The sequence below is a fragment of the Burkholderia sp. Bp8994 genome, from assembly GCF_003853805.1.
GTDB lineage: Bacteria > Pseudomonadota > Gammaproteobacteria > Burkholderiales > Burkholderiaceae > Burkholderia.
Map to the genome: position 1 here is coordinate 48,727 of NZ_QTQH01000023.1, position 25,347 is coordinate 74,073.

Consider the following 25,347-nt stretch of genomic DNA (forward strand, 5'->3'; position numbering starts at 1 on the left):
CCCGCTCGCCCTAACCCGCCGCCGGGCCGTCCGGCACGTCCTGCGCGGCGAGTTCGTCCAGCTCCGCCTGCTCGAATCCCGCGGTGCGGCGCGCGTCGAAATTGAACGGGCCGCGCAGCCGCGGCGCATGGTACTGCTCGGCAAGCTCGCGGTAGGTGGGAACCGGATCGCGGCCGGCGGCGTCGCACAAGTGCCGGAACCAGCGGTTCCCGATCGCGACATGGCCGATCTCGTCGCGCAGGATCACGTCGAGGATCGCCGCGGACGCGTCGTCGCCCGCCTGCACGAGCCGCGCACGGATCGGCGGCGACGCGTCGAGCCCGCGCGCCTCGAGGGTGCGCGGCACGAGCGCCATCCGCGCGAGCACATCGGCCTTGGTCCGCTCGCACATCTCCCACAGCCCGTTGTGCGCGGGGAAATCGCCGTACGCATGCCCGAACCCGGCCAGCCGGTCGGACAGCAGCGTGAAGTGATAGGCCTCCTCGGCCGCGACCTTCAGCCAGTCCGCGTAGAACGCGTCGGGCATGCCGGCGAAGCGCCACACGGCGTCGAGTGCGAGGTTGATCGCGTTGAATTCGATATGCGCGAGCGCGTGCAGCAACACCGCGCGCCCCGCGGGCGAGCGCATGCTGCGGCGCTCGAGCTGGCGCGGCTCGACGAGCGGCGGGCGCGCCGGACGGCCGGGCAGGTCGGCCGGCTCGTCCAGGCCGAGCGCCGGCGCGATCGCGGCCCGTCCGGCCAGCAGCGCGTCATACAGCGCACGGACCTGCGAGGCCTTCGCGGCCGGCTCGGAGATCCGCAGCGCGTCGAGTGCGGCGCGGCGCACGCAACGCGGCGCCGCGGTAAGGGAAGAAGGCTGCATGCTCATCAAACGGGGGCACCATCCGCGCGCATCGCGGGAGCGCAGGCACGCGACGGTTTACAATAAGCGTTTGTGCCGTCACGCAACGCGCCCGGCACGCCAGACGCGCCATTCTACCGGCGCCCATCATCGAAGAGACCAGGAGACTCCGTGACGATCTACAAACTGGGCGAGACGGCCCCGACGATCCACGAAAGCGTATTCGTCGCCGATACGGCGGCCATCATCGGCAAGGTCGTGCTGGAGGAAAACGCGAGCGTCTGGTTCGGCGCGACGATTCGCGGCGACAACGAGACGATCACGGTCGGCACCGGCAGCAATGTCCAGGAAGGCGCGGTCCTGCATACGGACCCCGGCTTTCCGCTGACGATTGCCGAAAACGTGACGATCGGGCACCAGGCGATGCTGCACGGGTGCACGATCGGCGAGGGTTCGCTGATCGGGATTCAGGCGGTGGTCTTGAATGGAGCGGTGATCGGCCGCAACTGTCTGGTCGGTGCCGGCGCGGTCGTGACGGAAGGCAAGACGTTCCCGGACAATTCGCTGATTCTCGGCGCCCCGGCGAAAGTCGTGCGCGAGCTGTCGGCAGACGACATCGCGCGGCTGCGCGCAAATGCGAAGACGTACGTCGAGCGGCGTGCGCATTTCAAGGAGCAACTCGTGCGGATCGGCTGATTCGCGCGGATTTCAAGGAAGAAGAGTGAGCGACCAGTTACAGAAATTCATGTTCAATTCGGCACCCGTGCGCGGCGAGATCGTGTCGCTGCGCAACACGTGGCAAGAGGTGCTTTCCCGCCGTGACTACCCTGCCCCGGTGCGCACGGTGCTCGGCGAGATGATGGCCGCGTGTGCGCTGCTGTCGGCGAACCTGAAATTTCACGGCACCCTGATCATGCAGATCTTCGGCGACGGGCCGGTCCAGATGCTGGTCGTCCAGTGCGGCTCGGACCTGTCGATGCGCGCCACGGCCAAGTTCGCCGGCGACGCGGCGCAGACGATCGGCGACGACATGCACTTCGCGTCGCTCGTCAACGCCAGCGGTCACGGCCGCTGCGTGATCACGCTCGACCCGGCCGAGAAGCTGCCGGGCCAGCAGCCGTACCAGGGCATCGTGCCGCTGAACGGCGTCGACGGCCCGCTCGAATCGGTGTCGCAGGTGCTCGAGCACTACATGCACCACTCGGAGCAGCTCGACACGCGGCTGTGGCTCGCGGCCGATCGCGACCGCGCGGTCGGCATGCTGCTGCAGAAGCTGCCGGGCGACGGCGGCATCGTGCCGCGCAACGCCGAGACCGACGCCGACACCTGGGAGCGCGTCTGCACGCTCGGCGGCACGCTGTCCGCCAAGGAGTTGCTCGAGGTCGAACCGGAAGTCGTGTTCCGCCGGCTGTTCTGGCAGGAAAACGTGCAGCACTTCGACCCGGCCGGGACGCGTTTCCAGTGCTCGTGCTCGCGCGAGAAGGTCGGCGCGATGCTGCGCATGCTCGGCCGCGACGAAGTCGACAGCGTGATCGTCGAGCGCGGTCACGTCGAGATCCACTGCGAGTTCTGCAACCAGCGCTACGAATTCGATCCCGTCGACGTCGCGCAGTTGTTCGCCGCGCCGGAACTCGCGACCGGCATCACGCCCGCGACCGACCAGCGTCACTGAGCGAGCCGCGCGTCCGTGCCCGCGATGCGGGCGCGGGCGCATAATGACGCACGAGCGTCGCCCGTACGGCTCACGCGCCGCAGGTTCCGCCTTCGGCGCAAGCCGCTTTGCACTGCGGCGCGCTGCTGGAGAAACTCATGAATCGCCCGTTCCGCACTCTCGTCCTGGCCAGTGTCGCAGCCGGCACGCTGGCCCTCGCCGGCTGCGCGGTGCAGCCGCCTACGTCGACGATCCTGAGCCGCCTGCCCGAGCCAGGCGCGTCGGGCGGCCGGCCGCCCGCCCTGTCGAGCGCGGAGCGCAAACGCTACGACGAGATCGACCGGCAGGTGCTGCGCGAGCAGAACGACGCGATGGCGGCCGAGGCCGCCGCGCGCGCGTGGTCCTATTACTCGCCGCCACCCGTGACCGTCTACGGCGGCTATTACGGCGGTGGTTGGGGCAACCGGTGGGGCACCGGCATCGGCTATGGCTACGGTTACCCGGGCTGGTGGTGGTGACGCGACATCGCGTCGACCGACCCGATTGACGACTGACAGGAAATAAAAAAGCGCGGCATTTCCCGCGCTTTTTCAATGGTTCGGACTCCCGCGCTCAGTGATGCGCGGCCTTGCCCTTCTCGCCGCCGTGATGCCGCGACGGTTTCGCGATCGACTGCGGGTTCGGCACGACACGCACGGGTGCCGCGGACACGGTACCGCGCGTCGACGTGCTCGACGGCGTGTTGTTCAGCGGGCTGGCCGGCGCGTTCGGCGATACGAACTGCACGAACACTTCGCCATCCTTCACCATGCCCATCTCGTAGCGCGCGCGCTCCTCGATGGCCGCAGTACCGCCCTGCAGATCCTGCACTTCGCCCGCGATCCGTTCATTGCGCAGCTTCTCGTCCGCGTTCTTCTGCAGCTGATCGCCGAGCTGCTGGCGCAATTCGTGCACCCGCAACCAGCCGCCGTGTCCCCACCATAGGGGGTACTGAATGAGCGCCAGCAAGGCAATCAGGACGACAGTGACAAGCCGCATGTAAGAGACGCAGATATAAGAAGCGCCGCTCCGCGCGACATGCACAGAGCGGCGTCGAGATGACGAACCCGATAGTAGCGCGTTAGCGCAGGTTATAGAAAGCCGATTTGCCCGGGTAGCTCGCGATGTCGCCGAGATCTTCCTCGATGCGCAGCAGCTGGTTGTACTTCGAGATGCGGTCGCTGCGCGACAGCGAACCCGTCTTGATCTGACCGGCGTTCAGGCCGACCGCGATGTCCGCGATCGTCGAATCTTCCGTTTCGCCCGAGCGGTGCGAGATCACGGCCGTGTAGCCCGCGCGCTTCGCCATTTCGATTGCCGCGAACGTTTCGGTCAGCGTACCGATCTGGTTGATCTTGATGAGGATCGAGTTCGCGATGCCCTTCTCGATGCCTTCCTTCAGGATGCGCGTGTTCGTGACGAACAGGTCGTCGCCGACGAGCTGCACCTTCTTGCCGAGGCGCTCGGTCAGCAGCTTCCAGCCGTCCCAGTCGCCTTCGTGCATGCCGTCTTCGATCGACACGATCGGGAACTTGTCGGCGAGCGTCGCGAGGTAGTCGGTGAATTCGGCCGACGACAGTTGCAGGCCTTCGCCCGCGAGCTGGTACTTGCCGTCGTGGTAGAACTCGGAGGCCGCGCAGTCGAGCGCGAGCAGCACGTCTTCGCCCGCACGGTAGCCGGCCTTCTCGATCGCCTGCAGGATCGTCGACAGGCACTCGTCGTTGCTGCCGAAGTTCGGCGCGAAGCCGCCTTCGTCGCCGACTGCCGTGCTCATGCCGCGGTCGCTCAGGATCTTCTTCAGTGCGTGGAACACTTCCGCGCCGCAACGCAGGGCTTCACGGAACGTCGGCTGGCTCACCGGGACGATCATGAATTCCTGGATGTCGAGGCTGTTGTTCGCGTGCGCGCCGCCGTTGACGATGTTCATCATCGGGACCGGCAGCTGCATCGCACCCGAGCCGCCGAAGTAGCGGTACAGCGGCAGGCCGGCTTCTTCAGCCGCTGCCTTCGCGACGGCCATCGACACGGCCAGCATCGCGTTCGCGCCGAGGCGCGACTTGTTGTCGGTGCCGTCCAGCTCGAGCAGCGTCTTGTCGAGGAACGCCTGTTCCGACGCGTCGAGGCCCATGATGGCTTCGGAGATTTCGGTGTTGATGTGCTCGACCGCTTTCAGCACGCCCTTGCCGTTGTAGCGGCCGGCTTCGCCGTCGCGCAGTTCGATCGCTTCACGCGAGCCGGTGGACGCGCCCGACGGCACCGCCGCGCGGCCCATCGTGCCCGATTCGAGCAGCACGTCGCATTCGACGGTGGGGTTGCCGCGCGAATCCAGAATCTCGCGGCCGATGATATCTACGATTGCACTCATGGGTTTCCTCTGAGAATGACGATGGATTCTTCAAACTGCGACGGCATGCGCGCCGACATTGCTTACGCTACTGACGCGCGAAGCCGTCGCATGGTTCATTCGATCTTTAGTTGAAATCGTTTTCCAGGAACGGATTGCGCTTCACCGCCTGGTCGAGCGTGACGAGGGTCTCCAGCAGCGCGCCCATCCGGTTCAGCGGCACCGCGTTCGGGCCGTCCGACTTCGCTTCGGCCGGATTCGGATGCGTTTCCATGAAGAGGCCCGCGACACCCGTCGCGACCGCCGCACGCGCGAGCACCGGAACGAATTCGCGCTGGCCGCCCGAGCTCGTGCCCTGCCCGCCCGGCAGCTGCACCGAGTGGGTCGCATCGAACACGACCGGCGCGTGCGTCTCGCGCATGATCGCGAGCGAGCGCATGTCCGACACGAGGTTGTTGTAGCCGAACGAGACGCCGCGCTCGCACGCCATGAAGCGGTCTTCCGACAGCCCCGCTTCACGCGCCGCGTCGCGCGCCTTGTCGATCACGTTCTTCATGTCGTGCGGCGCGAGGAACTGGCCCTTCTTGATGTTGACGGGCTTGCCCGAGCGTGCGCACGCGTGGATGAAGTCGGTCTGGCGGCACAGGAACGCGGGCGTCTGCAGCACGTCGACGACCGACGCGACCTGCTCGATCTCCTCGATCGAATGCACGTCGGTCAGCACCGGCAGGCTGAGCTGGCGCTTCACCTCGCCGAGGATCCGCAGGCCCTCGTCCATTCCGAGGCCGCGAAACGACTTGCCCGAGCTGCGATTCGCCTTGTCGTAGGACGACTTGTAGATGAACGGGACGTTCAGCTTCTCGCAGATCTCCTTCAGGCGGCCCGCCGTGTCGATCGTCATCTGCTCCGATTCGACGACGCAGGTACCCGCGATCAGGAAGAAAGGCTGGTCGAGACCGACCTCGAAATCGCACAGCTTCATGCTTTACACTCCGCGCGCTTGCTTGTTGGCGAGCGCGGCTTCGACGAACGACTTGAAGAGGGGATGACCGTCACGCGGCGTGGACGTGAATTCCGGGTGGAACTGGACGCCGACGAACCACGGGTGCATCGAGCGCGGCAGCTCCATCATTTCCGGCAGATCCTCGCTCGGGGTACGGGCGCTGATGATAAGGCCGCCGGCTTCGAGCTGGGGCACGAAGCGGTTATTGACTTCATAACGGTGGCGATGGCGCTCGTTCACGTCCTTGCCATAGATCTCTTCGGCCATCGTGCCGGGCTTGATCGGGCAGCGTTGCGAGCCGAGGCGCATCGTGCCGCCGAGATCGGATTCCTCGGTGCGCGTCTCGACCTTGCCTTCGCGGTCGTGCCACTCGGTGATCAGCGCGACCACGCGTTCCGGCGTTTCCGGATCGAATTCCGTGCTGTTCGCCTGCTTCAGGCCGACGACGTCGCGCGCGAATTCGATCACCGCGAGCTGCATGCCGAGACAGATGCCGAGGTACGGCACCTTTGCCTCGCGCGCATAGCGGATCGCCGCGATCTTGCCTTCCGTGCCGCGACGGCCGAAACCGCCCGGCACCAGCACGGCGTCGAGATGCTTCAGGCTGTCGACACCGTTCGTCTCGATCTCTTCCGAGTCGATGTACTCGATGTTGACCTTGGTCGACGTGTGCAGCGATGCGTGGCGCAGCGCCTCGATCAGCGACTTGTACGACTCGGTCAGATCGACGTACTTGCCGACCATGCCGATCGTCACTTCGTGTTTCGGGTTTTCCAGCTTCTCGACGAGTTCCGACCACATGCTCAGGTCGGCGTCCTTCGGCGACAGCTTCAGCTCTTCGCAGATGATCCGGTCGAGGCCCTGGTCGTGCAGCATCTGCGGAATCTTGTAGATGCTGTCGGCGTCCCACACCGAGATCACGGCGTCTTCCGGCACGTTCGAGAACATCGAGATCTTCTTCGATTCGTCGTCCGGGATGCGGCGGTCCGCACGGCACAGCAGCACGTGCGGCAGGATGCCGATCTCGCGCAGCTTCTGCACGCTGTGCTGGGTCGGCTTCGTCTTCAGTTCGCCGGCCGTCGCGACGTACGGCACGAGCGTCAGGTGCACGAAGCACGCGCTATTGCGGCCGAGGCGCAGGCTCATCTGGCGCGCGGCCTCGAGGAACGGCAGCGACTCGATGTCGCCGACCGTGCCGCCGATCTCGACGATCGCGACGTCCGGTTCGCCGCAGGTGGCCGATGCCGCCCCGCGCTCGATGAACGCCTGGATTTCGTTCGTGATGTGCGGAATCACCTGCACGGTCTTGCCGAGATAGTCGCCGCGGCGTTCCTTGCGGATCACCGATTCGTAGATCTGGCCGGTCGTGAAGTTGTTGGCCTTGCGCATCTTCGTGCTGATGAAGCGCTCGTAGTGGCCGAGGTCGAGGTCGGTCTCCGCTCCGTCTTCCGTCACGAACACTTCGCCGTGCTGGAACGGGCTCATCGTGCCGGGGTCGACGTTGATGTAGGGATCGAGTTTGAGGAGGGTGACTTTCAGACCGCGCGATTCGAGGATCGCGGCGAGAGAGGCGGCGGCAATACCCTTGCCGAGGGAAGAAACTACGCCGCCGGTGACGAAAACATATTTGGTCATCGCTGGATGCTCGCGGGAAAAACGGATTATACCGTAAAGCCCGCCCTTCTCTCAGCAATTGACGCGATGATCCCGCCCTTTCGTGCTGTGCCGCGCCAGCCGTGCGCGCCGGGGCGAACCGGCCGGCCGGACGGTGCAACCGCGCACGCCGGACGCGGAGCACCGGACCAAGGCGTCAGGCGCTGTTCGCGAGCGCTGCGCTGTCGCGCGGCACGCCGCCCTCCGCCGTTTTCAGCGAATTCAGCATCCGCTGCAATGCGCGGGCCGTCTCGATCGGCCGCTCCATCGGGAACAGGTGGCTGCCCTCGATCCATTCGATGCGCCCGCGCGTGGCGCGGCGCGTCGCCTCGAGCCCGACCTGCCGCACCTCGCGCGAGCGCGTGCCGGCGAGAAAGCCGAGCGGCACCGGCGCGCCGTGCGCGAGCCGCGGGCCGAGCGTGTGCGGCAGCGTCCGGTAGATCAGGTATTCGACCTGCCGGTCGAATGCGAGCGCGCGTTCGCCGTCGGCGCCCGCCTGCGGGATGCCGTGGTCGATGTAGTCCGACAGCATCCGCTCGTCCCAGCGCGCGAACGCGGGTTTCTCGTGAAAGTGCCGCCAGGCTTCGTCGCGGCTCGCCCAGCGCGTGCGCCGGTTGCGCGTCGCGGCCGCCGGCGACAGCCGCTCGTCGAGCCCGGCCCACTGGCTCGCCCGCAGCGCGCCGGCGCGCCATCCCGCGATGATCGGTGAATCGATCATCACCACGCCGCGCACCCAGTGCGGTTTTTTCAGCGCGGCCATCAGCGACAGGTAGCCGCCGAGCGAATGGCCGACGAGCCAGACCGGGCGCTCGTAGCGGCTGCCGATGTCGTCGAGCAGCTGCTCGACGAGATGCGGCCAGTCGCGTGTCACCGGGTAGCGGCGGTCGTGGCCGATGCGCTCGATGTAACGCAGGTCGTAGTCGTCTGCCAGCTCGGCGAAGATCGTCCGGTACGTCGAGGCCGGAAAACCGTTCGCGTGCGAGAAGTGGAGGATGTCCTTCAAACGCCAATGTCTCCTTTGTCGACGGGAGTTGGCGCTTTAGCGCTTACTCCCGTCCCATGCTTCGCGGTCGACGGGAGTTGGCGCTTCAGCGCCTACTCCTGTCCCATGCTTCGCGGTCGACCGGAGCTGGCGCTTCAGCGCCTACTCCCGTCCCATGCTTCGCGGTCGACCGGAGTTGGTGCTTTAGCACTTACTCCCGCCCCATGCTTCGCGATCGGCGGGCTCCGCTGCTCCAGCACGTGTCCGGTCTCTTCGTTCCTGCTGCGCGCCATCACACCAACTCACCGGTCCATCCAGTACCGTCGCTGCGCATCGCGATAACGCTCGAACGCAAAACCGCCGTCCGCCGGCGCGACGTCGAACCGCACGGCCCCGTCGCGATCGGTGCGTGGCAGCGGAATCCCGCGCGCCTCGTAGCGCGCGAGGACCGTCCGGTGCGGATGCCCGAAGCGATTGCGATAGCCTACAGGAAATACCGCGACGCGCGGCCCGACCGAATCGAGGAAAGGCTCGACCGACGACGTGCGGCTGCCATGGTGCGGCACGACGAGGATCTGTGCGGCCAGCGCGTCGCGCGCATCGGCCACCAGGCGGCGCTCGGCGCGCGCCTCGATGTCGCCCGTCAGCAGGGCCGACGTGCCCACCGCGTCGATGCGCAGCACGCACGATTGTTCGTTCGACGGACCGGCCCCCTCCATGCGCGGCGGCCACAGCATCGTGAACACGACACCGTCCCAGCTCCACCGCTGCCCGGCCGCGCAAGGCAACCGATCGGTCACGCCGGCCGCCTGCGCGTCGCGCCACAGCCGGTGCCGCGGCGCGATGCCGGCAAGCAGCTGACGCACCTCGACCGCCGCATAGACGGCCGCCGCGCCGCCCGCGTGATCGGCGTCCGCATGACTGAGCACGAGCGTATCGACGGTCCGGATTCCGCGCGAGCGCAACGACGGCGCAACGATCCGCTGGCCGGCATGGGTCGACTCCGGCCCCGGCCCCGCATCGAACAGCAAGGTCCGGCGCGCGGTCTCGACCAGCACCGACGCGCCCTGCCCGACGTCGAGCACGGTCAGCCGGAAGCCGCCCGGCGGCGGTTTATCCGGCGCCGGCACAAGCAGCGGCAGCCACGTGATCGGCGCGGCCCAGCGCAGCGGCCAGCCGCGCGGCATCAACACCCATGCGACGCCGATGCACGCCAGCATCAACACCGGCCAGTCGGGCATGCGCAGCCAGAATACGCCGGCCGGCCAGTCGGCGAGATGCCCCAGCAGCGCCATCATCGGTTCGAGCGCCGCATGCGCGAGCCGGAACGCATAGCCGTCCAACGGCGCGGGCAACCCGATACCGGCGAGCACGACCGGCGTCACGACGGCACTGACCCACGGGATCGCGAACGCATTGCCGAACGGGCCGGATACCGAGATCTGCGCGAACCACGCTGCCGTCAGCGGCGCGAGGCCGATCGTCACCGCGTACTGCACGCGCGTGGCCTCCGCGATTCGGCGCCCGGTACGCGCGCACCCTGCTCGCAGCCACCTCCAGCGGTCGACCGCGGCGGTGCCATCCCCCGCACCGTCGCCGCTGTCGCGCCTGTCGCCCCCGTCGAATTCGCGCACCGCGCGCCAGCCCGCGACCGCCATCAGGATCACCGCGACCGCGCCGAACGACAGCCAGAACCCGGCGGACAACACGGCCCACGGATCGGCGAGCAGCACGCCGCCGAGCGCCGCGCACAGCACCGTGGACGTCGGCACGCTGCGTCCGGCCAGATAGGCGGCCGCACCGGCCGCGATCATCCACCATGCGCGCTGCGCCGGCACGTTGAAGCCGGCGAGCGCCGCATAGCCGGCGGCTGCCGTCAGCGCGGCAACCGAAGCCACGTAAGGCGCGGGAATCATCAGCGCCGCCGCACGTCCTCGCCAGCGCAGACGCCGCCAGACGATCGATGCGATCCCGCCGGCGAGCGCGCCGACGAGCCCGACGTGCAGCCCGGAGATCGCGACCAGATGACTCGTGCCCGTATTGCGCAGCACGCGCCACGCGTCGTCGCCGATGCCGGATTGATCGCCGACCGCGAGCGCGGTCACGATGCCGTGATGGCGCGCGCCGCTGCCGAGCGCATCGCCGATACGGGCACGCAGCGCGTCGCGCAGCCGATCGATCGACGCGCGCCATCCCGACGCACGCGCGTCGAGCAGTTCCGCCCGCTCGGGCGCGACCACATAGCCGATCGCGCGAATGCCCGCGGCGAGCCATGCCGCCTCGCTGTCTCGCACGCCGGGATTCGCCTCGGCATGCGGACGCTTCAGGCGCACGACGAGGCGCCAGCGCTGCGCGGCGCGCAAATCGGGCATCGCGTCGCGTGCTCCGGGCGCGCCGTACGTGCGCCACGACAACCGGATCACGGGAGGAAACCGGGCCAGCGCCGCATCGTTCGATTCGACGGCAAACAGCAGTCGCGCACCGGTGTCGTCGATCACCGGCAACCCGCGGATCACGCCCGTGACGACGATGTTGCGCCCTTCCCGCTCGACGGGCAGGCTGTCACGCAGCCGCCATTCGGCGCGCGCGGCCGCATAGCCGAATCCGATCGCACCGGCGGCGTACCCGCACAGCACCCACCGGAGCGCGACGATCGCGCGGGTTCGACGGCGCCGCGCACACCATGCGAGCAGCGCGCCGCAACCGGCCAGCACCGCCGCCCCGCCTGCCCAGCCGCCCGCGCCCGGCAACGCCGCCTGCCGCTGCAGCACGACGACGCCGAGCGCGAACGCGATCCACCACACGCGCATCGCGCCTCCTCGTCGACCTGGCGCTGCCGCTGTCGAGACGGCGCCTTCCGGCAACGATTATGCGGACGAAAGGGCGAGTCGCGGCAGCGCGGCGAGCGCGTTAGCCGTTGTGGATAGGGACAGCGCGTGCGCGTCGATCCCGCGTAGCTCGGCGAGCACGGCACCGATGCGCGGCACCTGGTCGGGCGCATTGCGGGACTTGTACGCCCATTCGGGCGCGATGTCGGGCGCGTCGGTCTCGACGACGATCGCGTCGAGCGGCAACTGCGCGGCGAGCCGGCGGATCTGCAACGCGCGTCCGAACGTCACGTTGCCGCCGAAACCGAGATGCAGCCCCTGTGCGAGATACGCGTCGGCCTGCTGGAAACTGCCGTTGAACGCATGCGCGATGCCGCGCCGCACGCCGAAGCGGCGCAGCCCGGCGAGCACGCGGTCCTGCGACTTGCGCACGTGGCACAGCACCGGCAGGTCGAATTCCCGCGCGAGCTTGAGCTGCCCTTGGTAGAAGAATTGCTGCCGCGCTTCGTCGAGCCCCGGCACGAAGTAGTCGAGCCCGATCTCGCCGATCGCGACGAAGCGCGGATCGTCGAGGCTCGCCTCGATCTCCATGCGCAGCCGGTCGAGATCCTCGTCGCGTGCGTGCGGCGTATACATCGGGTGGATGCCGAGCGCATAGACCGCGCCCGGCGTGCGCTGCGCCAGTTCGCGCACGGTCGTGAAGTTGTCGCGCCCGATGCTCGGAATCACGATGCGCGACACGCCGGCCGCACGCGCCGCCTGCGTGACCGCGTCGCGGTCGGCGTCGAATTCGGCGGCATCGAGATGGCAATGCGTATCGATCCACATGGCGGCTTTCCTGCGCCCCGCCGCAACGCCGGGACTCGTCCGGCGGCACGGCGGAGGCGTTCGTTCACACCGGCAGCGCCGGCTCCTCGTGCAGCACGCCGTCGCGCAGGCGCATGATGCGGTCGCAGCGCGCGGCGAGCTCGGGATCGTGCGTGACGATCACGAAGCTCGTTTCGAGCGTCTCGGACAATTCGAGCATCAGGTTGAACACGGTATCGGCCGTCGTGCCGTCGAGGTTGCCGGTCGGCTCGTCGGCGAGCACGCAGGCCGGCTTCGTCACCAGCGCGCGCGCGATCGCGACGCGCTGCCGCTCGCCGCCCGACAGCTCGCCCGGCCGGTGCTTCGCACGCGGGCCGAGACCGACACGTTCGAGCATCGCCTGTGCCTGCGCGCGCGCGTCCTCGGTCGTCATCCGGCGGATGCGCAGCGGCATCGCGACGTTGTCGAGCGCGGTGAATTCCGGCAGCAGGTGATGGAACTGGTAGACGAAGCCGAGCGCGCGGTTGCGCAGCTCGTTGCGCTCGCGCTCGGCGAGCTGCGTAAACGGCTTGCCGAGCAGCGACACTTCGCCCGCGCTCGGTTCGTCGAGGCCGCCCAGCACGTGCAGCAGCGTGCTCTTGCCGGAGCCCGACGCGCCGACGACCGCCAGCTTCTCGCCGCGCCGCACCGTCAGCTCGGTGTTGTTGAGCACCTGCACGTTGAAGCCGCCCTGCACGAACGCCTTCGTGATCCCGCGCGCCTGAAGCACGTATTCCTGCATACCTGCCGAGTCCTGTCTGATGGGTTGTCGTGAATCCGCGAATGCGGTCGCGCGATCATTCATAGCGCAGCGCCTCCGCCGGCTTCACCTTCGCGCCGCGCCAGCTCGGATAGAGCGTCGCGACGGCCGACAGCACGAACGCGATCAGGCCGATCTTGATGACGTCGCCCGCGACGAGCTCGGACGGCAGCTCGCTGATGAAGTACACCGACGGCGGCAGGAACTGCACGCCGAACAGGTGCTCGATCATCGGGATCAGCCACGGAATGCTCCACGCGATCAGGCAGCCGAGCGCGACGCCCGATGCGGTGCCGACGAAGCCGATCGTCACGCCCTGCACGACGAAGATCTTCATGATCGAGCCCGGCTGCGCGCCGAGCGTGCGCAGGATCGCGATGTCGGCCTGCTTGTTGGTCACCGTCATCACGAGCGACGACACGAGGTTGAACGCTGCCACCGCGATGATCAGCGTGAGGATGATGAACATCATCCGCTTCTCGATCTGCACGGCCGAGAACCAGGTCTTGTTCTGCTGGGTCCAGTCGCGGATGTACAGGCTGCCCGACAGCGTATGCGACAGCTCGACCGCGACCTGCGGCGCCTTCTGCATGTCGGTGAGCCGCAGCCGCACGCCGGTCGGCGCGGCCATCCGGAACAGCGCCTCCGCGTCGCGGATGTTGATCATCGCGAGCGTGCTGTCGTATTCGTAGTGGCCCGACTCGAACACGCCGACGACCGTGAACTGCTTGAGCCGCGGCATCATCCCGGCCGGCGTGATCGTGCCTTCGGGAGCGACGAGCGTGACCTTGTCGCCGACCGTCACGCCGAGGTTGCCGGCGAGCGCGTCGCCGAGCACGATGCCGAACTGGCCGGGCACGAGCGCGGCGAGCTGGCCCGCCTTCATGTCCTTGCCGATGTCCGACACCTGCGGTTCGAGCGACGGCTCGACGCCGCGCAGCATCACGCCGCTCACCGCGTCCTGGCGCGTGAGCAGCGCCTGCGCGTCGACGTACGGCGCCGCGCCCGTCACCGACGGATTGCGGCGCGCTTCCTGCGCGGTCAGTTGCCAGTCGGGCATCGAGCCGGTCGGCGAGAACACCTCGACGTGCGCGAGCACCGACAGCATGCGGTCGCGCACTTCCTTCTGGAAGCCGTTCATCACGGACAGCACGACGATCAGCGCCGCGACGCCGAGCGCGATCCCGAGCATCGACACGAGCGCGATGAAGGAAATGAAGCCGTTGCCGGTCGTGCGTTTGCCGGCGCGCGTGTAGCGCCAGCCGATCTGCCATTCGTACGGAAGTTTCAAGCGAATCCTTTCTGCTGGTTACGGCGGGGATGGCGGCCCGAGGCCGGAGCGCCGCCCGGGGCGCGGTCGAAAAAAGCGGTCGCCGGACGCAATCGGGCCCAATCGGACCGTCAGCCGGCCCGATCACGCGCGCAGTTTGCCATACAATGCGCACCATCATGCACGACCGACGCCTCCATTTTCTCGTTCCGTTCGCGCTGCCGTCGGCGGCCGATGCGGCCTCGTCCCTGCACACGCTGGACAGCCCCGCGCTCGAAAAGTTGCTCGCCCGCGCGAGCCTCGTCGAGCGCGTGGCCGGCGAGGACTTCCAGCGCACGCTGCCGCACGAGCGCTGGCTGGCCCGCCGGTTCGGCGCGACCCAGGGCAACGCCGCCGACGAGGCACCGCTCGCGCCCTACATGCTGCTGGCGGACGGCGGCGACCCGGGCACCCAGGCCTGGGCATGCGTCGAGCCGGTTCACGTCGAAATCGCGCACGATCACCTCGTGCTCGTCGACCCGGCGAGCCTCGCGCTCGACGACGGCGACGCCGCCGCGTTGCTGGCGGTCGCGCGCCCGCTGATCGAGGAGCTCGGCGTGCGACTGGAAGCGCCGCATCCGGCGCGCTGGTACCTGTCCAGCGAGCAGCTCGCCCGCCTCGCCGGCGCCGCGCCGCTGCGCGCCAGCGGCCGCAACATCGAGATCTGGTTGCCGCACGAGGCGCACACCGGCGAACGCTCGCGGATGTGGATGAAGCTGCAGAACGAAGTGCAGATGGCGTGGTTCCAGCATCCGGTCAACGAAGCGCGCGAAGCGCGCGGGTTGCCCGCCGTCAATTCGATCTGGTTCCACGCGCAGGGCACGCTGAAGCCGGTCGGCAAGCCGTTCGCGCGCGTGCTGTCCGTGTCGCCCGCCGCGCTCGGCCTCGCGCGCGCGGCGCAGGCCGAGGCCGGCGCCGTGCCGGCCGCATTCGGCGCACTACCCGCCGCCGCCGGCGCGACGCTCGTCGAGCTGCCCACGCTGTCCGCCCCGTTCATCGAACAGGACTGGGCACGCTGGCACGACGCGCTCGCCGCGCTCGAGCGCGACTGGTTCGCGCCCGCCCTCGCCGCGCTGCAGAACGGCGAGCTGGCCGGCGTCGACTTCACGCTGTGCGGCGACACCAGCTCCGTGACGCTGCAAGCGACGCGCGGCGACCTGCGCAAGTTCTGGCGCCGCCGCGCGCTGGCATCCCTGTTCGAATAACCCGACCTGTATGACCCGGATCGTTACCCGCCCCGTCGCGCCCGCCGACGCCGAAGCGCTCGCGCGCCACGGCCTGCATCCCGTCCTCGCGCGCCTGTACGCGTCGCGCGGCGTGCAGTCCCCGACCGACATCGAGACGGCGCTCGCGCGCCTCGTGCCGCCCACCGAACTGAAAGGCTGCGCGGACGCCGCGGCGCTGCTCGCCGACGCGATCGCCGACCAGCGGCGCCTGCTGGTCGTCGCCGACTACGACTGCGACGGCGCGACCGCCAGCGCGGTCGCGGTGCGCGGCCTGCGGATGTTCGGCGCGCAAATCGACTACCTGGTGCCGAACCGCTTCGAATACGGCTACGGGCTCACGCCCGAGATCGTCGAACTCGCGGCCGCGCGCAAGCCCGACCTGCTGATCACCGTCGACAACGGGATCGCGAGCGTCGCGGGCGTCGAGGCCGCGAACGCACGCGGCATCGACGTGCTCGTGACCGACCACCACCTGCCCGGCGACGCGCTGCCCGCCGCACGCGCGATCGTCAACCCGAACCAGCCCGGCTGCGCGTTCCCGAGCAAGCACATCGCCGGCGTCGGCGTGATGTTCTACGTGCTGCTCGCGCTGCGCGCCGAGCTGCGCCGCCGCGGCGCATTCGCGAGCAAGGAGACCGAACCGCGTCTCGACGGGCTGCTCGACCTCGTCGCGCTTGGCACCGTCGCCGACGTGGTGCGGCTCGACGGCAACAACCGCGTGCTCGTCGCACAGGGGCTGCAGCGCATCCGCAACGGCCGCATGCAGCCGGGTATCGCCGCGCTGTTCCGCGCCGCCGGCCGCGAGGCGCGCACCGCATCGGGCTTCGACCTCGGCTTCGGCCTCGGCCCGCGCCTGAACGCTGCGGGGCGGCTCTCGGACATGTCGCTCGGCATCGAGTGCCTGATCACCGACGACATCGGCCGCGCGTGGGACCTCGCGCAGCAGCTCGACGTGATGAACCGCGAGCGCCGCGAGATCGAGGCCGGCATGCAGCAGCAGGCGCTCGCCGATCTCGCCGACGTCGATCCGGCCGACGCATGCACGATCACGCTGTTCAATCCCGAGTGGCACCAGGGCGTGATCGGCATCGTCGCCGGACGGCTCAAGGAGAAATTCCACCGCCCGTCGTTCACGTTCGCGCATGCGGACGAGGCCGGCACGCGGGTCAAGGGTTCGGGCCGCTCGATTCCCGGCTTCCACCTGCGCGATGCGCTCGACCTCGTGTCGAAGCGCGAGCCCGACCTGATCGTCGCGTTCGGCGGCCACGCGATGGCGGCCGGTCTCACGCTCGACACCGACAACGTGCCGCGCTTCGCGGCCGCGTTCGAGGCCGTCGCGCGCGAATGGCTGTCCGACGACGCGCTGGCGCGCGTGATCGAGACCGACGGCGAACTCGAGGAAGCGTATTTCACGCCGCAGTTCGTCGGGTTGCTCGACGAAGCCGTCTGGGGCCAGGGCTTTCCGGCCCCGCTTTTCTCCGGCGAATTCGACGTCGTGTCGCAGTCGCTCGTGAAGGAAAAGCACCTGAAGCTGCAACTGGCGCGCGGCCGCCAGCGCTTCAACGCGATCTGGTTCAACCACACCGAGCCGCTGCCGGCGAGCGCGCTGATCGCGTACCGCCTCGTGGCCGACACGTGGAACGGCGTGACGCGCGTCCAGCTGATCGTCGAACACGCGGCCGGCTGAGCGCCGACCGGCCGGCCACCCGGCCCGCGGCGCCCGCGGGCCATGTGCGAACCATGCGGACCACATGCGCGCCGCGCCGGACGGGGCCGCGGCGCGCGCGCAAGCACACTCCGCGTCACCGGGAAACCCTGCCGATCGGCTATAATTCCGCTTTTTTACGAAGCAAGAACAGCGAACGATCATGGAAGCGGAACGTCTCAACGCGATCGAAAGCTCCCTGCTCGACCTGCGCAACCGCGCGGGCGAGCTTCGGGGGTATCTTTGACTACGACGCCAAAGCTGCGCGTCTGACCGAAGTCAACAAGGAACTCGAGGACCCGAACGTCTGGAACGATTCGAAGAACGCCCAGGCGCTCGGCCGCGAGAAAAAGCTGCTCGAAGGCGTCGTCACGACGCTGACGGCGCTCGATAGCGACCTGCGCGATGCGCTCGACCTGTTCGAGCTCGCACGCGAGGAAGGCGACGAAGACACCCTCGTCGCATCGGAAGACGACGCGAAGAAGCTCGAAGCACGCGTCGGCGACATCGAGTTCCGCCGGATGTTCTCGAACCCGGCCGACCCGAACAACTGCTTCATCGACATCCAGGCCGGCGCCGGCGGCACCGAGGCGTGCGACTGGGCATCGATGCTGCTGCGCCAGTACCTGCGCTACTGCGAACGCAAGGGCTTCAAGGCCGAGGTGCTCGAAGAGTCCGACGGCGACGTCGCCGGCATCAAGAACGCGACGGTCAAGGTCACGGGCGAATACGCATACGGCTTCCTGCGCACCGAAACGGGCATCCATCGCCTCGTGCGCAAGTCGCCGTTCGACTCGTCGGGCGGCCGTCACACGTCGTTCTCGTCGGTGTTCGTCTATCCGGAAATCGACGATTCGATCGAAGTCGAGATCAACCCGGCCGACCTGCGCATCGACACGTACCGCGCATCGGGCGCGGGCGGCCAGCACATCAACAAGACCGACTCCGCGGTGCGGATCACGCACATGCCGACCGGTATCGTCGTGCAGTGCCAGAACGACCGCTCGCAGCACCGCAACCGCGCCGAAGCAATGGCGATGCTGAAATCGCGCCTGTACGAAGTCGAAATGCGCAAGCGCCAGGCCGAACAGGACAAGCTCGAATCGAGCAAGACCGATGTGGGCTGGGGCCACCAGATCCGTTCGTACGTGCTCGACCAGAGCCGCGTGAAGGACCTGCGCACGAACGTCGAAATGAGCAACACGAGAGCCGTCCTCGACGGCGATCTCGACGACTTCATCAGCGCGAGCCTCAAACAGGGCGTGTAAGCGCCGCGGCGCGGCCCCTCCGGTCGCGCCGCCCTTCCCGTTGCGTTGCCGCACCCACTCCGAATTCCGACCATCATGACCGAACCGACCCAAACGCAGCCCGCCGTCGCGGCGGACGAAAACCAGATCATCGCCGAGCGCCGCGAGAAGCTGCGCGCACTGCGCGAGCAAGGCGTCGCCTATCCGAACGATTTCCGGCCGACGCATCACGCCGCCGATCTCCAGGTGAAATTCGCCGACTCGGACAAGGCCGCGCTCGAAGCGAACCCGGTCGAGGTGTCGGTCGCCGGCCGCATGATGCTCAAGCGCGTGATGGGCAAGGCGAGCTTCGCGACGGTGCAGGACGGTTCGGGCCAGATCCAGTTCTTCGTGACGCCGAACGACGTCGGCGCGGAAACCTACGACGCATTCAAGAAGTGGGACCTGGGCGACATCGTCGCCGCACGCGGCGTGCTGTTCCGCACCAACAAGGGCGAGCTGTCGGTCCAGTGCAAGGAACTGCGCCTGCTGTCGAAGGCGCTGCGTCCGCTGCCGGACAAGTTCCACGGCCTCGCCGACCAGGAAATGCGCTATCGCCAGCGCTATGTCGACCTGATCGTCACGCCGGAAACGCGCGACACGTTCCGCGCGCGCACCAAGACCATCGCGTCGATCCGCAAGTTCATGGACAACGCCGACTTCATGGAAGTCGAGACGCCGATGCTGCACCCGATCCCGGGCGGCGCCGCGGCCAAGCCGTTCGTCACGCACCACAACGCGCTCGACATGCAGATGTTCTTGCGCATCGCGCCGGAGCTGTACCTGAAGCGCCTGATCGTCGGCGGTTTCGAACGCGTGTTCGAGATCAACCGCAACTTCCGGAATGAAGGCGTGTCGCCGCGCCACAACCCGGAATTCACGATGATGGAGTTCTACGCCGCGTACACCGACTACCGCTGGCTGATGGACTTCACCGAGCAGCTGATCCGCCAGGCGGCGATCGATGCGCTCGGCACCGCGACGATCCAGTACCAGGGCCGCGAGCTCGATCTCGCGAAGCCGTTCCACCGCCTGACGATCACGCAGGCGATCCAAAAGTACGCGCCGCAGTACACCGACGGCCAGCTGTCGGACGACGCGTTCCTGCGTTCCGAACTGAAGCGCCTCGGCGTCGACGTGTCGCAGCCGGCCTTCCTGAACGCCGGCATCGGCGCGCTGCAGCTCGCGCTGTTCGAGGAAACCGCCGAATCGCAGCTGTGGGAGCCGACCTACATCATCGACTACCCGGTCGAAGTGTCGCCGCTCGCACGCGCGTCGGACACGGTGCCGGGCATCACCGAGCGTTTCGAGCTGTTCATGACCGGCCGCGAGATCGCGAACGGCTTCTCGGAGCTGAACGATCCGGAAGACCAGGCCGCGCGCTTCAAGAAGCAGGTCGAGCAGAAGGATGCCGGCGACGAGGAAGCGATGTTCTTCGACGCCGACTACATCCGCGCGCTCGAACACGGGATGCCGCCGACGGGCGGTTGCGGGATCGGCATCGACCGTCTCGTGATGCTGCTGACCGACAGCCCGACGATCCGCGACGTGCTGCTGTTCCCGCACCTGCGCCGCGAAGACTGACGGCGTGCCAGCGTGTGCGCCGCGCCCTGCGGCGCGCACGCGTCAGCTTTGTAACCACGCGTAAATCCCGCCTGCCGGCGTTCACCGGTTTTCGATCCTCCCCCGTTTTATTCCCTCGTCGCGACGGCCTTCTCCGGGTTTTCCCTGTAGCAAACGCCGATCCCGCGCTGCAATTCGTTACACCTTGATACGGTGCGCCGCTCGCTCGTGGACGACACTCCTGTTGCGTCACCACGCATGACCACGGGACCAGAACGAGGCGCCGGAACGCCAAGTCTGCTCGCTCCCGAGCGTGGGATCCGGCCAGCGCCAACGTGCGAAACCGGGTCGACACCGGAGAAGAAAATGGACAACCAGAATCAAACCACGCCGCAAAAGCAACGCCTGCACCCGCTCATCGCGACCGCCGCAGGCGCCGTCATCGTCGCCAGCCTCGCCGCCACTGCCGCGATCACGGGCATCTTCCCGAAGGCCAGCAGCAACAACGCGCAGAACGGCCAGACCCAGGCCGCGCTGATCGCGTCGCAGCCGGCCGTCGATACGGCCGCGGCAGCCAGCGCCGCGCTCGCCGCGCAAGCGCAGCAGCAGGCAGCCGAACAGGCCGCGCAGAAGGCTGCGGCCGAGAAAGCCGCTGCTGAGAAAGCAGCTGCGGCACAAGCCGAGCCGCGGCCCGCGCCGCGCCCGGCAGCCACGCACCACCGCCATACGCCGGCACCGCAACCGCCGCAATACGCGCAACAGCCGTCCGCACCCGCGCAGCCGGCCTATTGCCAGACCTGCGGCACGGTCGTCGCGATCACGCAGACGCGCACGCCGGGCCAGAGCTCGGGGATCGGCGCGGTCGGCGGCGCAGCGGCCGGCGGCCTGCTCGGCAACCAGTTCGGTCACGGCAACGGCCGCACCGCGATGACGATCATCGGCGCGCTCGGCGGCGGTCTCGCCGGCAACCAGGTCGAGAAGCAGGTGCGCGCGGAAACCGACTACCAGGTGCAGGTCCAGATGGAAAGCGGCGCGACGCGCACGTTCACGTACCACAACCCGCCGCCGTTCGGCCAGGGCCAGCGCGTGCGGATCGAGAACGGCACGCTGGTCGGCTCGTAATGCATGACGAATCGCCGCGCGGCTCTTGCGCCGCGCGGAAATGAAAAAGGCTCGTGACGCGTCACGAGCCTTTTCCTTTTGCGGGAGCGTTGCCGGCGCCACGCGGTGCGGGCGTCGGCGCGAACCTCAGTCTTCGTCGTCGAAGTCCGATTCGTCGATCCAGTGGGCCTGGATCGCTTCGAGGATCTTCTCGCCCGAGTGCGCCGGGTCGTCGGTGAAGCCGTCCAGCTCGATGACCCATTGGCGCAGGTCGACGAAATTGACCCGCTGCGGATCGACGTCCGGATGCTTCTCTGCCAGCGCGATGGCGATTTCGCGCGAATCGGTCCATTTCATGGCCTGCTCTCCCGTATACGTGGCGAGTCCGCCCCGCCGATCCGTCAGTGATTTTCCTTCGCGTGGTTGATCGAGTACTTCGGGATCTCGACCACCAGGTCCGAATCTTCCTTCACGATCGCCTGGCACGACAGGCGTGATGTCGGCTCGAGGCCCCATGCCTTGTCGAGCAGGTCGTCTTCGTCCTCCTCGGACGGCTCGAGATCGTTGAAGCCCTCGCGGATCACCACGTGGCAGGTCGTGCACGCGCACGACTTCTCGCACGCATGCTCGATCTCGATCCCGTGGTCGAGCAGGTTGTCGCAAATACTCTTGCCGGGCGTCGCGTCGATCACTGCGCCGTCCGGGCACAGTTCGACGTGAGGCAGCACCACCAGTTGAGGCATGTCCGTTCCGTCAGTCAGGGTGCGGCGGCTGGCGCCGCACGGTTCAATATCGTGCGGGCCGTCGCCGGCCCGCATGCAGTTCGTTCGTTCAGATCTCGTCGAGGCGGCGGCCCGACAGTGCGCGCTTGATGCTCTTGTCCATCCGGCGCGCCGCGAATTCGTCGGTGCCGTCGGCCAGCGTCTTGGTCGCGGTCTCGATCGCGTCCGTGTCGTCGCCCTGCGCGATCGTGCGCAGCGCCGCGACGAGCGCGTCGACCTGCGTGCGTTCGGCGTCGTCGAGCAATTCGCCGTCGGCCGCCAGCGCCGCCTGCGTCGCCTCGATCATCCGCTCGGCCTCGACCTGCGCTTCGCGCAGCGCGCGTGCCCGCATGTCGATCTCGGCGGTCTTGAAGCTGTCCTCGAGCATCTTCGCGATGTCGTCGTCGGCGAGGCCGTACGACGGCTTCACGACGACCGACGCCTCGACGCCCGAATGCTGCTCGCGCGCAAACACCGACAGCAGCCCGTCCGCATCGACCTGGTAGGTCACGCGGATGCGCGCCGCACCGGCCGTCATCGGCGGGATGCCGCGCAGCTCGAAGCGCGCGAGCGAGCGGCAGTCGGCGACGAGCTCGCGCTCGCCCTGCACGACGTGGATTGCCATCGCGGTCTGGCCGTCCTTGAAGGTCGTGAATTCCTGCGCACGCGCGATCGGAATCGTCGAATTGCGCGGAATGATCTTCTCGACGAGACCGCCCATCGTCTCGACGCCGAGCGACAGCGGGATCACGTCGAGCAGCAGCCAGTCGTCGCCGCTGCCGCGATTGCCGGCGAGCAGGTCGGCCTGGATCGCCGCGCCGAGCGCGACGACCTGGTCCGGATCGAGGTTGACGAGCGGCGGCTGGCCGAAATACTTCGCGACCGCCTCGCGGATCACCGGCATGCGCGTCGCGCCGCCGACCAGCACGACGCCCTTGATGTCGGCCGGGCTCACCTGCGCATCGCGCAGGGCCTTGCGGGTCGGCGTCAGCGTACGCTGCACGAGCGGCTCGACGAGCGCGGCGAACGTGTCGTGCGAGATCGTCTGCACGAGGTGTGCACCGGTCGACAGCGTCACGTCGAGCGACGCCTGCGGCGCGGACGACAGCGCTTCCTTCAGCACGCGCACGCGATCGAGCAGCAGGCGCACGTCCTCGGGCGCGAGCGCCTTCGGGTCGATGCCGGCCTGCGCAAGTACGTGACCGAACAGCGCGTGGTCGAAATCGTCGCCGCCGAGTGCGGAATCGCCGCCCGCGGCCAGCACTTCGAATACGCCCTTCGTCAGCTTCAGGATCGACAGGTCGAACGTGCCGCCGCCGAGGTCGTACACCGCGTAGAGGCCTTCGGCCGCGTTGTCGAGACCGTAGGCGATCGCAGCCGCGGTCGGTTCGTTCAACAGGCGCAGCACGTTGAGGCCCGCGAGGCGCGCGGCGTCCTTCGTCGCCTGGCGCTGCGCGTCGTCGAAGTACGCGGGCACCGTGATCACCGCGCCGACCAGGTCGTCGCCGAGCGTGTCTTCCGCACGGTAACGCAGCGTCGCGAGAATCTCGGCCGACACTTCGACCGGGCTCTTCACGCCGTCGATCGTGCGGATCTGCACCATGCCGGGTGCATCGACGAATTCGTACGGCGCGTTCGCCGCGCCTTCGACCTCGGCCTTGCCGCGGCCCATGAAGCGCTTGACCGACACGATCGTGTTGCGCGGATCGGTCGCGGCCTGCTCCTTCGCTTCGTGACCGATGCGGCGGCCGCCCTTCTCCAGATAACGGACCACCGACGGCAGCAGCGCGCGGCCCGCTTCGTCCGGCAGCACTTCGGGCACGCTGTTGCGCACGGCCGCGACGAGCGAGTTCGTCGTGCCGAGATCGATCCCGACAGCGAGTCGCCGCTGGTGCGGCGCCGGCGCCATGCCCGGTTCGGAAATTTGCAGTAAAGCCATCTTGGTTCGTTCGGGCGCTCGGCCCGTTTGCTGCGCGTGCCGCGAGGCACGCGGTTAAGTTTCGAGGCGCTCGATCTGCGCGCCCACTTCCGACGCGACCCGTTCGATGAACATCAGCTGGCGCACGGCCTCGGCGGCGGCCTGGTCGGCCGCGCTGTCGAGCAGCGTGCCGAGGCGCTCGAGGCGCACGCGCTTTTCGTCGCGCAGCTCGGCGAGCAGCGCATCGAGCGCGTCGACGTTGCGGGCAGCCGCGGCATCCTCGATGCCTTCGCGCCACTCCATCTGCTGCATCAGGAACGCGGGCTCCATCGCGGTGTTGTTTTCGGCACCGATGTCGACGCCGCGCAGCGACAGCAGATAGGTCGCGCGCTTCAGCGGATCGCGCAGCGTGCGGTAGGCTTCGTTCGCACGGGTCGCCCATTGCATCGCGATGCGCTTTTGCGCGTCGCCGGCCGCCGCGAAGCGGTCCGGGTGCACCTGCGTCTGCACCGTGCGATAGGCGCTGTCGAGCGCCGTCTCGTCGAGCGCGAATTGCGCCGGCAGGTGAAACAGATCGAAGTGGCTGTCTTTCAGCGAAACCATCGTCGCGTTCAATTCCGGTTCGTCGCGCGGCAAACGCCGCACATTAAAAAGGCGGCCCGTGCCGCCTCTTGCCCGCATCGCGCGGAAACCCGCGTCACACGCGGAACGATTCGCCGCAGCCGCACTCGTCCTTCACGTTCGGGTTGTTGAACTTGAACCCCTCGTTCAGGCCTTCGCGTGCGAAGTCGAGCTCGGTGCCGTCGATGTACGCGAGGCTCTTCGGGTCGACGACGACCTTCACGCCATGGCTCTCGAACACCTGATCCTCGGGAGCCAGCTCGTCGACATACTCGAGCTTGTACGCGAGCCCCGAGCACCCGGTCGTGCGAACGCCAAGCCGCAGGCCCACACCCTTGCCGCGACGGACGAGGTATTTCTGGACGTGCTGTGCTGCTTTTTCGGTCAGTGTAATTGCCATGATGTCCTTGCCGCGGCGCGCCACCCGGGCCCGCCGCGATCCTTCACAAGCCGCTCGATGCCGCTCAGGCTGCTGCCTGATCGCCTTCCTTGGTGTCGTGGCGCTTCTTGTAGTCGGCCACGGCTGCCTTGATCGCGTCTTCCGCGAGAATCGAGCAGTGAATCTTCACCGGCGGCAGGGCCAGCTCTTCGGCGATCTGCGTGTTCTTGATCGACAGTGCCTCGTCGAGGGTCTTGCCCTTCACCCACTCGGTCACGAGCGAGCTCGACGCGATGGCCGAGCCGCAACCGTACGTCTTGAACTTCGCGTCTTCGATCACGCCGTCCGCGCCGACGCGGATCTGCAGCTTCATCACGTCGCCGCAGGCCGGCGCGCCGACCATGCCCGTGCCGACCGCGTCGTCGTCTTTCGCGAACGAACCGACGTTACGCGGGTTTTCGTAGTGATCCAGAACCTTGTTGCTGTATGACATGACTCAAACTCCTTGACTCGTTACGTCTGCGTGCGCAA

Annotated in this window: 24 protein-coding genes; 8 read left to right on the plus strand and 16 right to left on the minus strand. The window is 68.0% G+C overall.

What is annotated here, in order from left to right; translation table 11 throughout:
- Positions 1-10 precede the first annotated feature (10 nt).
- A complete protein-coding gene (locus DIE04_RS24100) occupies positions 11-868 on the minus strand; it encodes a ferritin-like domain-containing protein (protein ID WP_124488298.1) in 858 nt (285 codons plus the stop codon).
- A 144-nt stretch (positions 869-1,012) separates the two neighbouring features.
- On the opposite strand from DIE04_RS24100, the gene DIE04_RS24105 reads away from it, so the two are divergent.
- From DIE04_RS24105 to DIE04_RS24115, 3 genes are all read left to right on the plus strand, one after another.
- On the plus strand, positions 1,013-1,537 hold the full coding sequence (locus DIE04_RS24105; protein ID WP_057925213.1) for a gamma carbonic anhydrase family protein: 525 nt from the start codon (positions 1,013-1,015) through the stop codon (positions 1,535-1,537).
- A gap of 25 nt (positions 1,538-1,562) precedes the next feature.
- Positions 1,563-2,513: an Hsp33 family molecular chaperone HslO gene (hslO, locus tag DIE04_RS24110; RefSeq protein WP_124488299.1), complete on the plus strand. Its 951-nt coding sequence runs from the start codon at positions 1,563-1,565 to the stop codon at positions 2,511-2,513.
- 137 nt (positions 2,514-2,650) lie between these two features.
- The gene (locus DIE04_RS24115) at positions 2,651-3,010 is read left to right on the plus strand and encodes a hypothetical protein (RefSeq protein WP_124522135.1); all 360 of its coding nucleotides are present in this window, start codon (positions 2,651-2,653) and stop codon (positions 3,008-3,010) included.
- A 94-nt stretch (positions 3,011-3,104) separates the two neighbouring features.
- Here the strand turns inward: DIE04_RS24115 and ftsB are convergent, their stop codons facing one another.
- From ftsB to DIE04_RS24160, 9 genes are all read right to left on the minus strand, one after another.
- On the minus strand, positions 3,105-3,530 hold the full coding sequence (ftsB, locus tag DIE04_RS24120; RefSeq protein ID WP_044848176.1) for a cell division protein FtsB: 426 nt from the start codon (positions 3,528-3,530) through the stop codon (positions 3,105-3,107).
- 82 nt (positions 3,531-3,612) lie between these two features.
- On the minus strand, positions 3,613-4,896 hold the full coding sequence (gene eno / locus DIE04_RS24125; protein WP_011885396.1) for a phosphopyruvate hydratase: 1,284 nt from the start codon (positions 4,894-4,896) through the stop codon (positions 3,613-3,615).
- Between the two features lie 106 nt (positions 4,897-5,002).
- Positions 5,003-5,857 (minus strand): 3-deoxy-8-phosphooctulonate synthase, encoded by an 855-nt coding sequence (gene kdsA / locus DIE04_RS24130; protein WP_124522137.1) that lies wholly within the window; start codon positions 5,855-5,857, stop codon positions 5,003-5,005.
- 3 nt (positions 5,858-5,860) lie between these two features.
- On the minus strand, positions 5,861-7,513 hold the full coding sequence (locus DIE04_RS24135) for a CTP synthase (protein WP_124488302.1): 1,653 nt from the start codon (positions 7,511-7,513) through the stop codon (positions 5,861-5,863).
- Between the two features lie 175 nt (positions 7,514-7,688).
- Complete coding sequence (locus DIE04_RS24140; RefSeq protein WP_124522139.1) at positions 7,689-8,534, minus strand: alpha/beta fold hydrolase; 846 nt, start codon at positions 8,532-8,534, stop codon at positions 7,689-7,691.
- 281 nt (positions 8,535-8,815) lie between these two features.
- A complete protein-coding gene (locus DIE04_RS24145) occupies positions 8,816-11,323 on the minus strand; it encodes a DNA internalization-related competence protein ComEC/Rec2 (RefSeq protein WP_124522141.1) in 2,508 nt (835 codons plus the stop codon).
- Between the two features lie 57 nt (positions 11,324-11,380).
- Positions 11,381-12,169 (minus strand): TatD family hydrolase, encoded by a 789-nt coding sequence (locus DIE04_RS24150; RefSeq protein ID WP_044848181.1) that lies wholly within the window; start codon positions 12,167-12,169, stop codon positions 11,381-11,383.
- Positions 12,170-12,233: 64 nt separating this feature from the next.
- Positions 12,234-12,992 (minus strand): lipoprotein-releasing ABC transporter ATP-binding protein LolD, encoded by a 759-nt coding sequence (gene lolD, locus DIE04_RS24155; protein ID WP_081051465.1) that lies wholly within the window; start codon positions 12,990-12,992, stop codon positions 12,234-12,236.
- The gene (locus DIE04_RS24160; RefSeq protein ID WP_044848183.1) at positions 12,985-14,238 is read right to left on the minus strand and encodes a lipoprotein-releasing ABC transporter permease subunit; all 1,254 of its coding nucleotides are present in this window, start codon (positions 14,236-14,238) and stop codon (positions 12,985-12,987) included. The genes lolD and DIE04_RS24160 overlap by 8 nt, the downstream gene beginning before the upstream one ends.
- A 146-nt stretch (positions 14,239-14,384) precedes the next feature.
- Here DIE04_RS24160 and DIE04_RS24165 point away from each other — a divergent pair, with 146 nt between their 5' ends.
- The 5 genes from DIE04_RS24165 (at position 14,385) to DIE04_RS24185 (ending at position 21,158) form a co-directional block, all read left to right on the plus strand.
- Positions 14,385-15,461 carry a regulator gene (locus tag DIE04_RS24165; protein ID WP_185500419.1) on the plus strand — a complete coding sequence of 359 codons (1,077 nt, stop codon included), beginning with the start codon at positions 14,385-14,387 and terminating at the stop codon, positions 15,459-15,461.
- 10 nt (positions 15,462-15,471) lie between these two features.
- Positions 15,472-17,169: a single-stranded-DNA-specific exonuclease RecJ gene (gene recJ, locus DIE04_RS24170; protein ID WP_124522147.1), complete on the plus strand. Its 1,698-nt coding sequence runs from the start codon at positions 15,472-15,474 to the stop codon at positions 17,167-17,169.
- A 181-nt stretch (positions 17,170-17,350) separates the two neighbouring features.
- Positions 17,351-18,455 (plus strand): peptide chain release factor 2 gene (prfB, locus tag DIE04_RS24175; RefSeq protein ID WP_124488306.1). Its coding sequence is split into 2 segments (ribosomal slippage): positions 17,351-17,431 and positions 17,433-18,455, totalling 1,104 coding nucleotides; the frame shifts between segments, so codons are not numbered across the junction.
- 75 nt (positions 18,456-18,530) lie between these two features.
- Positions 18,531-20,057 carry a lysine--tRNA ligase gene (gene lysS / locus DIE04_RS24180; RefSeq protein WP_124488307.1) on the plus strand — a complete coding sequence of 509 codons (1,527 nt, stop codon included), beginning with the start codon at positions 18,531-18,533 and terminating at the stop codon, positions 20,055-20,057.
- A 345-nt stretch (positions 20,058-20,402) separates the two neighbouring features.
- Positions 20,403-21,158, plus strand: coding sequence for a glycine zipper 2TM domain-containing protein (locus DIE04_RS24185; protein WP_124522148.1), 756 nt, complete (start codon positions 20,403-20,405; stop codon positions 21,156-21,158).
- 126 nt (positions 21,159-21,284) lie between these two features.
- Here DIE04_RS24185 and iscX read toward each other — a convergent pair whose 3' ends face one another.
- From iscX to iscU, 6 genes are all read right to left on the minus strand, one after another.
- Positions 21,285-21,494 (minus strand): Fe-S cluster assembly protein IscX, encoded by a 210-nt coding sequence (gene iscX, locus DIE04_RS24190; protein ID WP_124522150.1) that lies wholly within the window; start codon positions 21,492-21,494, stop codon positions 21,285-21,287.
- A gap of 44 nt (positions 21,495-21,538) precedes the next feature.
- Complete coding sequence (fdx, locus tag DIE04_RS24195; RefSeq protein ID WP_044848189.1) at positions 21,539-21,880, minus strand: ISC system 2Fe-2S type ferredoxin; 342 nt, start codon at positions 21,878-21,880, stop codon at positions 21,539-21,541.
- Positions 21,881-21,968: 88 nt separating this feature from the next.
- The gene (hscA, locus tag DIE04_RS24200; RefSeq protein ID WP_124522152.1) at positions 21,969-23,837 is read right to left on the minus strand and encodes a Fe-S protein assembly chaperone HscA; all 1,869 of its coding nucleotides are present in this window, start codon (positions 23,835-23,837) and stop codon (positions 21,969-21,971) included.
- Between the two features lie 54 nt (positions 23,838-23,891).
- Complete coding sequence (hscB, locus tag DIE04_RS24205) at positions 23,892-24,419, minus strand: Fe-S protein assembly co-chaperone HscB (protein WP_044848201.1); 528 nt, start codon at positions 24,417-24,419, stop codon at positions 23,892-23,894.
- Positions 24,420-24,513: 94 nt separating this feature from the next.
- Positions 24,514-24,837, minus strand: a complete 324-nt coding sequence (iscA, locus tag DIE04_RS24210) for an iron-sulfur cluster assembly protein IscA (RefSeq protein ID WP_011885413.1) — start codon at positions 24,835-24,837, stop codon at positions 24,514-24,516.
- A 64-nt stretch (positions 24,838-24,901) separates the two neighbouring features.
- Positions 24,902-25,309 carry a Fe-S cluster assembly scaffold IscU gene (iscU, locus tag DIE04_RS24215; protein WP_009691729.1) on the minus strand — a complete coding sequence of 136 codons (408 nt, stop codon included), beginning with the start codon at positions 25,307-25,309 and terminating at the stop codon, positions 24,902-24,904.
- Positions 25,310-25,347 lie beyond the last annotated feature (38 nt).